We start from the raw sequence: 10,903 nt of genomic DNA on the forward strand, positions 1-10,903 counted from the left end.
CGCTGTTTCGCGATGCCAAAAATCGTTCCGCAATATAAAACTCCGCTTTTAATACACTGTTTTTGTTGAATATTTTTTGTTTCGAGAAAGCGTTCTACGCGCACCATCGGACGCGGTCGCGGACGTAGACTTTGTTCCATGCACTGACGCTTCGCCACGACGTTCGATACGGAACCCGGCGCAAGCAGCCAGTCGGGCCACAGCCGGACGAGCCGGCGGGCGGCACAACAGAATCGCTTGTGATCAGAAAGGGAGAACGGAAATGAAGGGATTTCGCTTTGGTTCAGCGCTCGGGTCGTTCTACATCCTGCCGGGTAACGGCGGCTGGGAAGCGACGTTCGGCAACGCTCTGCTCGGCGCGTTCTCGTGCCCGGAAGTGGCGGCCGACCACATCTCCCGCGGCGACTGCGAGCAACTGTCCGATCTGGATACGGCCACGCTCGAAGTGCCGCACGAAATCGCCGAATGGGAAATCGTTCACGTCTGAATGGCACGCCTGCAACGAAAAACGCCCCGGGCGACCGGGGCGTTTTCATTTTCGGCGGGACGGCGAGCCGCCAGGACCGCCGCATCGGCTGCTGCCGCTGCCGTGGCGCGCGCGGTGGGGCAGCCGGCGTCAGGCGACTGCGTCGACGATGCCGTTCAGCGTTGCGCTCGGGCGCATCGCCTGGCTCGTCAGCTCGACGTTCGGACGGTAGTAGCCGCCGATCGCCTGCGCGTTGCCCTGCGCGGCCGACAATTCTTCCAGGATGCGCGCTTCGCTGTCGGACAGCGACTTCGCGACGCCTTCGAACTGCGCCTTCAGCGCGGCGTCCTCGGTCTGCTCGGCCAGCGCCTGCGCCCAGTACAGGCACAGGTAGAAGTGGCTGCCGCGGTTGTCCAGGCCGCCGACCTTGCGTGCCGGCGACTTGTTCTCGTCCAGGAACTTGCCGGTCGCCTGGTCGAGCGTCTTCGCGAGCACGAGCGCCTTCGGGTTCTGATAAGCGTTGCCGAGATGTTCGAGCGACGCGGCCAGCGCGAGGAATTCGCCGAGCGAATCCCAGCGCAGGAAGCCTTCCTCGACGAATTGCTGCACGTGCTTCGGCGCGGAGCCGCCGGCGCCCGTTTCGAACATCCCGCCGCCGGCCATCAGCGGCACGATCGACAGCATCTTCGCGCTGGTGCCGAGTTCCATGATCGGGAACAGGTCGGTCAGGTAGTCGCGCAGCACGTTGCCCGTGACCGAGATCGTGTCCTTGCCCGCGCGGATGCGCTCGAGCGAGAAACGCGTCGCGTCGACCGGCGTCATGACGCGAATGTCGAGGCCGTTCGTGTCGTGATCCTTCAGGTAGCGTTCGACCTTCGCGATGATCTGCGCGTCGTGCGCACGTGCCGGATCGAGCCAGAACACGGCCGGCGCGCCGGTCGCGCGGGCGCGATTCACCGCGAGCTTGACCCAGTCCTGCACCGGTGCGTCCTTCGTCTGGCACATGCGCCAGATGTCGCCCGCTTCCACGGCATGCTCGAGCAGCACGTTGCCCGCTTCGTCGGTGACGCGCACGACGCCATCCGCCGGGATCTGGAACGTCTTGTCGTGCGAACCGTATTCTTCAGCCGCCTGCGCCATCAGGCCGACGTTCGGCACGCTGCCCATCGTGACCGGATCGAACGCGCCATGCTGCTTGCAGTCCTCGATCACAGCCTGGTAGACGCCTGCGTAGCAGCGGTCCGGAATCACGGCCTTCGCGTCGTACAACTGGCCGTCCGGGCCCCACATGCAGCCCGATTCGCGGATCATCGCCGGCATCGATGCGTCGACGATCACGTCGCTCGGCACGTGCAGGTTCGTGATGCCCTTGTCCGAGTTGACCATCGCGAGGCGCGGACGCGCTGCGTATTCAGCCTTGACGTCGGCTTCGATCGCTTCGCGCGTGTCGGCCGGCAGGTCCTTCAGGCGCGCGTACAGGTCGCCGATCCCGTTGTTCGGGTTGAAACCGGCCTGCGCCAGCACGTCCGCGTGCTTCGCGAGCGCGTCGCGGTAGAACACCGACACGAAGTGACCGAACAGGATCGGGTCCGAGACCTTCATCATGGTCGCCTTCAGGTGCACCGAGAACAGCACGTCCTGCGCCTTCGCGTCGGCGATCTGCGCTTCGATGAAGCTGCGCAGCGCGTTGCGGCTCATCACCGACGCGTCGATCACTTCACCGGCCTTCACGGCCGTCTTTTCCTTCAGCACCTTCTTCGCGCCGTCGGTCGTCGTGAGTTCGATCTTCACGCTGCCGGCACCGGCGATCAGCGCCGACTTCTCGCTGCCGTAGAAGTCGCCTTCGGTCATGTGCGCGACATGTGCCTTCGACGTGGCCTTCCACGCGCCCATCTTGTGCGGGTGCTTGCGTGCGTAGTTCTTGACCGACAGCGGCGCGCGGCGGTCGGAGTTGCCTTCGCGCAGCACCGGGTTCACCGCGCTGCCCTTGATCTTGTCGTAGCGGGCCTTGACGGCCTTCTCGTCATCGGTCGACGGCTCTTCCGGATATGCGGGCAGCTTGTAGCCCTGCGCCTGCAGTTCGGCGATCGCGGCCTTGAGCTGCGGCACCGATGCGCTGATGTTCGGCAGCTTGATGATGTTCGCTTCCGGCTTCAGCGTGAGCTGGCCCAGTTCGGCCAGATCGTCGGAACCCTTCTGCTCCGGCGGCAGGATGTCCGCGAATGCGGCGATGATGCGGCCGGCGAGCGAAATGTCGCGCGTTTCGACGGCGACGCCCGACGAGCGCGTGAAGGCCTTGACGATCGGCAGCAGCGAATAGGTCGCGAGCGCGGGCGCTTCGTCGGTGAGGGTGTAGATGATCTTGGGCGAAGTGGACATGGTCGATGCGTTGCTACGTGAAAATTTGGGACTGAGGAGCGCCGGCGGTAACCGGCGGGGAGCGACCGGGTCGATCGCGAAAGGGGCGTGCCGGCTAGCCGGGCGGTGGTGTTGCGAGGGCCGTCATGTTCTACCTTGCAGGGCACCCGGGCCGCGTCGCGGCGCCGCGGCCCGCATGCCGGACCGCCCTGCCAACAAACCTGCCGTTCATGAAACGCCCCGGCGCCGGCAGTAGGCGCCGGGGCGGCCGGCTGCCCGCCGGCCTACCCCGGAAGGGGACTTACATGTTCTCGATCAGCACTTCGCCGAAGCCGGAGCACGACACCTGCGTCGCACCTTCCATCAGGCGCGCGAAGTCATACGTGACGCGCTTCTGCAGGATCGACTTTTCCATCGCGGCGATAATCGTGTCGGCCGCTTCCGTCCAGCCGAGGTGGCGCAGCATCATTTCCGCCGACAGGATCTCGGAACCGGGGTTCACGTAATCCTTGCCCGCGTACTTCGGCGCGGTGCCGTGGGTCGCCTCGAACATCGCGACCGAATCCGACAGGTTCGCGCCCGGCGCGATCCCGATGCCGCCGACTTGTGCGGCCAGCGCGTCGGAGATGTAGTCGCCGTTCAGGTTCAGCGTCGCGATCACGTCGTACTCGGCCGGACGCAGCAGGATCTGCTGCAGGAACGCGTCGGCGATCGAATCCTTGATGACGATCTCGTTGCCCGTCTTCGGGTTCTTCACGCGCATCCACGGGCCGCCGTCGATCAACTCGCCGCCGAATTCCTTCTGGGCGAGCGCATAGCCGGCGTCACGGAACAGGCCTTCCGTGAACTTCATGATGTTGCCCTTGTGCACCAGCGTGACCGACTTGCGATCGTTGTCGATCGCGTACTGGATCGCCTTGCGCACGAGACGCTCGGTGCCTTCGGTCGACACGGGCTTGACGCCGATCCCCGAGGTTTCGGGGAAGCGGATCTTCTTCACACCCATCTCGTCCTGCAGGAACTTGATGACCTTCTTCGCCTGCTCGGAGCCCGCGGCCCATTCGATGCCCGCGTAGATGTCTTCCGAGTTCTCGCGGAAGATCACCATGTCGATCTTTTGCGGCTCGCGCACCGGCGACGGCACACCCTTGAAATACTGGACCGGGCGCAGGCACACGTAGAGGTCGAGTTCCTGGCGCAGCGCGACGTTCAGCGAACGGATGCCGCCGCCGACCGGGGTCGTCAGCGGCCCCTTGATCGACACCACGTATTCCTTCAGCACCTGCAGCGTTTCGTCCGGCAGCCACACGTCCGGACCGTACACCTTCGTCGCCTTCTCGCCCGCGAAGATCTCCATCCAGTGAATCTTGCGCTTGCCCTTGTAGGCATGCGCGACCGCCGCGTCGACGACCTTGATCATGACCGGCGTGATATCGAAGCCCGTACCGTCGCCTTCGATATAGGGAATGATCGGCTGATCGGAAACGTTGAGCGAGAAGTCCTTGTTGACGGTGATCTTGTCACCGCCCTCCGGAACCTTGATGTGCTGATACGGCATGATCGACTCCAGTGACGTGGCTGAGCAGGTGATGCTGGTCGAAACTGCGCGCGGCGAGGTGGCCTTGCCACCTTCGTGACGGCAACAGCGAGCCGCTATTCTAGCGCCCCAACCGGGGCCGGCGGCACGAAGCGCGACGCTGCGTATCAAGTCTTCCCTTATGTCTTATATAAGACAGATGACTTGCCGTTCCGTATTATGCATTAAGATTCCGCCATTTGCCATAGACCGCCCGCCCCGCTTCCCCGCGGCACGCCGGGCGGACGCCCCCGCCATGACCCTGATCGCCCTCAACAAGCCGTTCGGCACGATTTGCCAGTTTTCCGCGCACGAGACGCGGCCGTCGCTTGGCGACTGGGTAAAAACGCCCGGCGTCTACCCGGCCGGCCGGCTCGACGCGGACAGCGAGGGCCTGCTGCTGCTCACCGATGACGGCGCGCTGCAGGCGCGCATCGCCGAGCCGCGCCACAAGCTCGTCAAGCGCTACTGGGCGCAGGTCGACGGCGCGCCGGGCCCGACCGACATGAAGGCGCTCGCGCGCGGCGTCGATCTCGGCGACTACGTGACGCGCCCGTGCCGCGCCGAATTCATCGAACCGCCCGACACGCTGTGGCCGCGCAATCCGCCGATCCGCTACCGCGCCGCGATCCCGACCACATGGATCGAACTCGCGATCACCGAAGGCAAGAATCGGCAGGTACGCCGGATGACGGCCGCGATCGGCTTCCCCACGTTGCGTCTCGTGCGCGTCGGCATCGGCGCACTCGACATATTCGCGCTCGGCATTGCACCGGGCGAAACAATCGCGCTGCCGCCGCGGGCGCCGTGGGACGGTTTCGCGCGCGCCGAATGACGAATTCGGGACGCGCGAATTTTTCGTCATCTTTTTCGTCAACCGCCGGCGAAGATCGCGCGTTAAACCACGCAGATGCCACCCTGAGCTATCCGGCATTGGCAGCCGAACCGGTATTTCCGTGTTTGCGTCACGAAAGCGACGTTTTCTTCGAATACGATTCGGCGCCCGCAGCGCAATGAGAAATTTCTCGGAGCGTCTGTCAACCGAAAGGTGGATGGCACCGTTAGACGTCATGACTCCTATGCCGGGTCATTTGGTTAATTAACTAAAGCTGAGGAATACAACATGAACAAACTGATCGCCGCTCTGGTCGCTGGTCTCTTCGCAACGGCTGCTTTCGCACAAGCTTCGGCTCCGGCTGCTGCTTCGGCTGCTGCTCCGGCAGAAGCTGCTTCGGCACCGGCTAAGAAGGCAATGCACAAGAAGCACCACGCAGCGAAGAAGCACCACGCTGCCAAGAAGGCTGCAAGCGAAGCCGAAGCTCCGGCCGCTGCTTCGAACTAAGCAAGCTGGTTGTAATAACGCAGTCAAGAACACGCAGTCTTGCCGTTCTTACGGCGTTGAAAGGCAGATCACCGCGAGGCGATCTGCCTTTTTCTTTTTTGTGCCCGCCTGCGCGCTTCGCGTACCATGCGGTTCTCGTTTTCCCGATAGGAGCCCTGCTGTGCGATTCTCCCTGCGCTCGTCGCTCGGCCGCCTTGCGCGCGCCGCCGTGTTTCCCGCCGCGCTCGCCGTCCTCGCACTCGGCATGCAGACCGCCCACGCGCAGATGCCGCCCGGCGCCAAACAGCCGAGCGAGTTCCCGCACGTGAAACTGCGCGCCGGCATGTACGTGATCGACGCGGCCGTCGCCGCGAACGACGCCGACCGCGAACAAGGGCTGATGTACCGGTCGCAGCTCGCGCCGAACGAAGGCATGCTGTTCGTGTTCAACGAGAACGCCGTGCACTGCTTCTGGATGAAGAACACGCTGATCCCGCTGTCGATCGCGTTCATCCGCGCGGACGGCACGATCACCGACATCGACGAGATGAAGGCCGAGACGACCGATAACCACTGCCCGCGCAACAACGGCGTCTATGCGCTCGAAATGAGCAAGGGCTGGTTCGCGGCGAAGGGTATCAAGCCTGGCATGAAGCTCGACGGGCTGCCCAAGCCCCAGTAACGACGCATGCCGCGGCACCGCCGCACGTCGACCGAAGCCGGCCGCCCGATGCGCGCCGGTTTTTTTTCGCCCGCCGGCGGCGGCGCCCGCCTTGATTCGGCAAACGCTGCCCGCATCTGCAAAAGCCACGGACAAGCGCTATGCTTTAAATCTCGCTTGTTCCAACCCGGGCCGGTGCAGCCGGTCCGCTTACGATCCGAACCACCAGGAGGTTCACGTGCCCCGCAAAACCCCCATCGAGCGCTATCGCAACATCGGGATCAGCGCTCACATCGATGCCGGCAAGACCACGACGACCGAGCGCATCCTGTTTTATACCGGCGTGAGCCACAAGATCGGTGAAGTGCACGACGGCGCGGCCACGATGGACTGGATGGAGCAGGAGCAGGAACGCGGCATCACGATCACGTCGGCTGCGACCACGGCCTTCTGGAAGGGCATGGCCGGTAACTATCCGGAACACCGGATCAACATCATCGACACCCCGGGCCACGTCGACTTCACGATCGAGGTCGAGCGCTCGATGCGCGTGCTCGACGGCGCGTGCATGGTCTACGACTCGGTCGGCGGCGTGCAGCCGCAGTCCGAAACCGTGTGGCGCCAGGCGAACAAATACAAGGTGCCGCGCATCGCGTTCGTCAACAAGATGGACCGCATCGGCGCGGACTTCTTCCGCGTGCAGCGCCAGATCGGCGAGCGCCTGAAGGGCGTCGCGGTGCCGATCCAGATTCCGATCGGTGCGGAAGATCATTTCCAGGGTGTCGTCGATCTCGTGAAGATGAAGGCGATCGTCTGGGATGACGAAAGCCAGGGCGTGAAGTTCACGTACGAAGACATCCCCGCGAATCTCGTCGAGCTCGCGCACGAATGGCGCGAGAAGATGGTCGAGGCCGCAGCGGAAGCCAGCGAGGAACTGCTCGAGAAGTACCTGCACGACCATGAATCGCTGACCGAGGACGAGATCAAGGCCGCGCTGCGCCAGCGCACGATCGCGAACGAGATCGTGCCGATGCTGTGCGGCAGCGCGTTCAAGAACAAGGGCGTGCAGGCGATGCTCGACGCGGTGATCGACTACCTGCCGTCGCCGGTCGACGTGCCGGCCATCCTCGGCCACGACTTCCACGATCCGGAAAAGCCCGCGGAACGTCACCCGAGCGACGACGAGCCGTTCTCGTCGCTCGCGTTCAAGATCATGACCGACCCGTTCGTCGGCCAGCTGATCTTCTTCCGCGTGTATTCGGGCGTCGTCGAATCGGGCGACACGGTGCTGAACGCGACGAAGGACAAGAAGGAGCGGCTCGGCCGAATCCTGCAGATGCACGCGAACGAGCGCAAGGAAATCAAGGAAGTGCGCGCGGGCGACATCGCGGCAGCGGTCGGCTTGAAGGAAGCGACGACGGGCGACACGCTGTGCGATCCGGCCAAGCCGATCATCCTCGAGAAGATGGAATTCCCGGAGCCGGTGATCTCGCAGGCCGTCGAGCCGAAGACTAAGGCCGACCAGGAAAAGATGGGCCTCGCGCTGAACCGTCTCGCGCAGGAGGATCCGTCGTTCCGCGTGCAGACCGACGAGGAATCCGGCCAGACGATCATCTCGGGGATGGGCGAGCTGCACCTCGAAATCCTGGTCGACCGGATGAAGCGCGAGTTCGGCGTCGAGGCGACGGTCGGCAAGCCGCAGGTCGCGTATCGCGAAACGGTGCGCACGACGGCGTCCGATGTCGAAGGCAAGTTCGTCAAGCAGTCGGGCGGGCGCGGCCAGTACGGGCATGCGGTGATCACGCTGGAGCCGAACCCCGGCAAGGGCTACGAGTTCCTCGACGAGATCAAGGGCGGCGTGATTCCGCGCGAATTCATCCCGGCCGTCGACAAGGGCATCACCGAAACGCTGAAGAGCGGCGTGCTCGCGGGCTACCCGGTCGTCGACGTGAAGGTGCACCTGACGTTCGGCTCGTACCACGACGTCGACTCGAACGAAAACGCGTTCCGGATGGCCGGCTCGATGGCGTTCAAGGAAGCGATGCGCAAGGCGAAGCCGGTGCTGCTCGAGCCGATGATGGCCGTCGAGGTCGAGACGCCCGAGGACTTCATGGGCAACGTGATGGGCGACCTGTCGAGCCGGCGCGGCATCGTGCAGGGGATGGAGGACATCGCGGGCGGCGGCGGCAAGCTGGTGCGCGCCGAAGTGCCGCTTGCCGAGATGTTCGGCTATTCGACGTCGCTGCGCTCCGCAACGCAGGGCCGCGCCACCTACACGATGGAGTTCAAGCACTACGCGGAAACGCCGGCGAACGTGTCGGAAGCCGTGATCAACGCGAAAGTGAAGTAAGCGCCGGGCATTGCGCCCTGCCGCGGCATGTCGAAGCCCGTCCGGAACCGGACGGGCTTTTTTTTCGTCCGCCGGACGGATCGGAGCCGGCCGCCGTATCCCTTTCAATCGGCACGCCGGGCATTTTTCGCATGACACAATGCATCTCGATACGTCAGATGGATATACCCCGATGTCGCCCACCCCTGCCCTGCGCCGCCTGCTGATGCTGTATGCCGGCCTGATCGCCGCGAACGTCGCCGCCTGGCTGTGGGCGCTCGCCGTGTTGCGCGACCATCCGCTGCTGCTCGGCACCGCGGCGATCGCGTACGGGCTCGGGCTGCGTCATGCGGTCGACGCCGATCACATCGCCGCGATCGACGTCGCGACGCGCAAGCTGATGCAGGACGGCCAACGTCCGGTGACGGTCGGCCTGTTCTTCTCGCTCGGCCACTCGACGATCGTGGTCGCCGCGACGCTCGGCATCGCGCTGAGCGCATTCGCGCTGCGCGACCGCTTCGACGCATTCCGCGAGATCGGCGGCACGATCGGCACGGCGGTATCCGCCACCTTCCTGCTCGTGCTCGCGTGCATGAATCTCGTGATCCTGCGCAACGTGTGGCGGCGCTATCGCGGCGCGCCGGATGCTGCTCACGGCGCCGCGCACACGCATCGCGCGGGCGGCCTCGTGCCGCGGCTGCTGCGCCCGCTGTTCCGGTTCGTGTCGAAAAGCTGGCACATGTATCCGGTCGGCGTGCTGTTCGGCCTCGGTTTCGATACTGCAACCGAAATCGCGCTGCTCGCGATCGCGGCCGCGCAGGCAAGTCACGCGCTGCCGGTTCATGCGGTCATGCTGTTTCCCGCACTGTTCGCGGCCGGCATGACGCTGATCGACTCGACCGACAACGTGCTGATGACTCATGCGTACGGATGGGCGATGGACGACCCGCGGCGCAAGCTGCTCTATAACGCGAGCATCACGCTGCTGTCGGCGGCCGTCGCGCTGGCGGTCGGCGGGATCGAGGCCGCCGGCCTGCTCGCCGACAAGCTATCGCTGACGGGCCCCGTACGCGATGCGCTCGATGCGCTCGGCGAACGCTTCGGCGCAATCGGTTACGGCATCGTCGCGCTGTTTCTCGTCGCCTGGATCGCGTCGATCCTCTGCCATCGCTGGCTGCGCGCTGCCGACACAACTGCACGCTAGCCGTAGTCAGACGTTTCATTTCAGAAACAAAAACCTCCAAAAAACTCACAACGACGTTTCGGGCATTGTCGCGCGCTACGTGCGCGCCTTGCGCCACGGGCGTAGCCGACCGGTGGCACGAATCTCGCAGTTAGGGATTCGCACGGCGGGCCCGCGTGCCGATTCGTGTTCGCGGCTGGCCTCCGACGCCGGTCCGACATTCGTCGGCTGTCGAAACGACAATGCATCGTTGCTGGCCCCCTGCATCACACGTTGATGGGCGCGCGTGGCGGGGCATCGCGCACATCGGGAGGCCAATGATGAGCATAACGAAACAACTGTCCCGTGCGACGGGACGGTGCTATCGCATGACCCTGCTGGCCGCAGCCGCGATTGCGTGCTGCTGCTCGTATGCCGTCGCGCAGGAAACGACCGACGTCGGTCCGGTTACTGCGCTGCCGGCTGACGGCACTTCCACTCCCCCACCGGTCCAGGTCGAGCAGAGCGCGGCGCCTGACAGCGCGGCCAATGCAGATGCAAATACAAGTACAGACGCTGGCACGAACGCAGTGATGATGTTGGCCGAGAATGCATCGTCATGTGCGGCCAACCCGGCCGCTTGCGCAGTGCGCGTCTACGCCGGCGGCGGTATCGGTGGCAACACCGGCAACGGTGCCGGCGGGACTACCGGCGGTGGCAGCCCGGGCAGCGGCGGAAACAGCGGCAACGGCGCCGTCGGGCCCGCAGGGGTCGGCGGTTCGGCGGGCGGTACGACCGGCTCGGGAGGCACAGGCCGCGGCGGCAATGCAGCGGGCAACGGGGGTTCGGGTGGCGGGTCTTCCGGTGGTGGTTCCTCCGGTGGTGGTTCCTCCGGTGGTGGTTCCTCCGGTGGTGGTTCTTCCGGTGGTGGTTCTTCCGGTGGCGGTTCTTCCGGTGGCGGGGGATCTGGTGGAGGTGTAGAGGGACGCGGTGGTGAAGGAGGAGGTTGATGCGGAGAGGTGGCAGAAGT

8 protein-coding genes are annotated in these 10,903 nt (G+C 64.7%); 6 read left to right on the plus strand and 2 right to left on the minus strand.

Going from position 1 to position 10,903, the window contains the following annotated elements; genetic code table 11:
• Positions 1-262 precede the first annotated feature (262 nt).
• Positions 263-487 (plus strand): hypothetical protein, encoded by a 225-nt coding sequence (locus tag DIE06_RS21480; RefSeq protein WP_060104211.1) that lies wholly within the window; start codon positions 263-265, stop codon positions 485-487.
• Positions 488-616: 129 nt separating this feature from the next.
• Here the strand turns inward: DIE06_RS21480 and DIE06_RS21485 are convergent, their stop codons facing one another.
• Positions 617-2,845 carry an NADP-dependent isocitrate dehydrogenase gene (locus DIE06_RS21485; RefSeq protein WP_124663065.1) on the minus strand — a complete coding sequence of 743 codons (2,229 nt, stop codon included), beginning with the start codon at positions 2,843-2,845 and terminating at the stop codon, positions 617-619.
• A gap of 280 nt (positions 2,846-3,125) precedes the next feature.
• Positions 3,126-4,382: an NADP-dependent isocitrate dehydrogenase gene (gene icd / locus DIE06_RS21490; RefSeq protein ID WP_006478026.1), complete on the minus strand. Its 1,257-nt coding sequence runs from the start codon at positions 4,380-4,382 to the stop codon at positions 3,126-3,128.
• 274 nt (positions 4,383-4,656) lie between these two features.
• On the opposite strand from icd, the gene DIE06_RS21495 reads away from it, so the two are divergent.
• The 5 genes from DIE06_RS21495 to DIE06_RS21515 all read left to right on the plus strand — a co-directional run bounded on the left by DIE06_RS21495 (position 4,657) and on the right by DIE06_RS21515 (position 9,915).
• Complete coding sequence (locus tag DIE06_RS21495; protein WP_185733438.1) at positions 4,657-5,235, plus strand: pseudouridine synthase; 579 nt, start codon at positions 4,657-4,659, stop codon at positions 5,233-5,235.
• A 288-nt stretch (positions 5,236-5,523) separates the two neighbouring features.
• Entirely contained in the window at positions 5,524-5,742 is a 219-nt protein-coding gene (locus DIE06_RS21500) for a hypothetical protein (protein ID WP_124663067.1), read from the plus strand.
• Positions 5,743-5,902: 160 nt separating this feature from the next.
• Positions 5,903-6,403 (plus strand): DUF192 domain-containing protein, encoded by a 501-nt coding sequence (locus DIE06_RS21505; protein WP_124616827.1) that lies wholly within the window; start codon positions 5,903-5,905, stop codon positions 6,401-6,403.
• A 217-nt stretch (positions 6,404-6,620) separates the two neighbouring features.
• A complete protein-coding gene (fusA, locus tag DIE06_RS21510; RefSeq protein ID WP_044845578.1) occupies positions 6,621-8,732 on the plus strand; it encodes an elongation factor G in 2,112 nt (703 codons plus the stop codon).
• A gap of 172 nt (positions 8,733-8,904) precedes the next feature.
• Positions 8,905-9,915: a HoxN/HupN/NixA family nickel/cobalt transporter gene (locus tag DIE06_RS21515; RefSeq protein WP_260433670.1), complete on the plus strand. Its 1,011-nt coding sequence runs from the start codon at positions 8,905-8,907 to the stop codon at positions 9,913-9,915.
• Positions 9,916-10,903 lie beyond the last annotated feature (988 nt).

It is taken from the genome of Burkholderia sp. Bp8998 (genome assembly GCF_003854235.1).
Lineage (GTDB): Bacteria > Pseudomonadota > Gammaproteobacteria > Burkholderiales > Burkholderiaceae > Burkholderia.

Coding starts and splice junctions, on each gene's coding strand:
- DIE06_RS21485 (WP_124663065.1), bottom strand. CDS start 2,845: ATGTCCACTTCGCCCAAGATCATCTACACCCTCACCGACGAAGCGCCC.
- DIE06_RS21480 (WP_060104211.1), top strand. CDS start 263: ATGAAGGGATTTCGCTTTGGTTCAGCGCTCGGGTCGTTCTACATCCTG.
- DIE06_RS21500 (WP_124663067.1), top strand. CDS start 5,524: ATGAACAAACTGATCGCCGCTCTGGTCGCTGGTCTCTTCGCAACGGCT.
- icd (WP_006478026.1), bottom strand. CDS start 4,382: ATGCCGTATCAGCACATCAAGGTTCCGGAGGGCGGTGACAAGATCACC.
- DIE06_RS21495 (WP_185733438.1), top strand. CDS start 4,657: ATGACCCTGATCGCCCTCAACAAGCCGTTCGGCACGATTTGCCAGTTT.
- DIE06_RS21515 (WP_260433670.1), top strand. CDS start 8,905: ATGTCGCCCACCCCTGCCCTGCGCCGCCTGCTGATGCTGTATGCCGGC.